The sequence below is a fragment of the Anaerostipes hominis (ex Lee et al. 2021) genome (assembly GCF_002270485.1).
In the GTDB taxonomy this organism is placed as follows: Bacteria; Bacillota; Clostridia; order Lachnospirales; family Lachnospiraceae; genus Anaerostipes; species Anaerostipes hominis.
The window spans coordinates 1-655 of the sequence record NZ_NQOG01000073.1; the positions used below are offsets into that span (position 1 = coordinate 1).

At 43.5% G+C, this 655-nt stretch carries 1 protein-coding gene; it reads left to right on the forward strand.

The window, feature by feature from the left end:
* The coding region (locus tag CI597_RS17580) for a DDE-type integrase/transposase/recombinase (protein ID WP_143266107.1) at positions 1 to 655 on the forward strand (655 nt) is incomplete at both ends.

Below are 655 nucleotides of genomic sequence, written 5' to 3' on the forward strand. Positions count from 1 at the left end.
TTGGACTTTCTCTCAGGAAAACTAAGCAGGCGCTCCATGACCTTTACGGTATCACTATCTCTCATCAGAGCATTGCCAACTACTGTAAATCCGCAGCTCTTTGCATCAAACCCTTTGTCGATCATTACGATTATGGCACCGAATCCGTCTTCACGGCTGATGAAACCTATATCAAAATCCGTGGTCTTAAAGCTTACGTCTGGTTCATTATGGATGCTGCAAAACGTTCCATCATTGGATACCGGATCTCTGATAATCGCGGTGTTGGTCCCTGTATCCTTGCGATGAGAATGGCTTTCCGAAATCTAAAAGAGCTTCCGAAAAACTTTAAATTTATTGCGGATGGATACAGTGCCTATCCATTAGCTGCCCAGCAGTTCTTCCATGAGTTTGGTGATAAATTTAAGTTCAGCATCACTCAGGTAATTGGACTTACCAACGACGATGAAGTGTCAAAAGAATTCCGACCATACAAGCAGATGATTGAAAGGCTCAATCGTACATACAAGGTCTCTTACAGACCTACGAACGGCTTTGACAACATCGACGGCGCCAACTATGACCTTGCTCTATGGGTTGCTTACTACAATTTCCTTCGTCCTCACAAACACACAGGATATAAAGTCCTAAATGAGGTGGAACTGCTAAAAGGAGC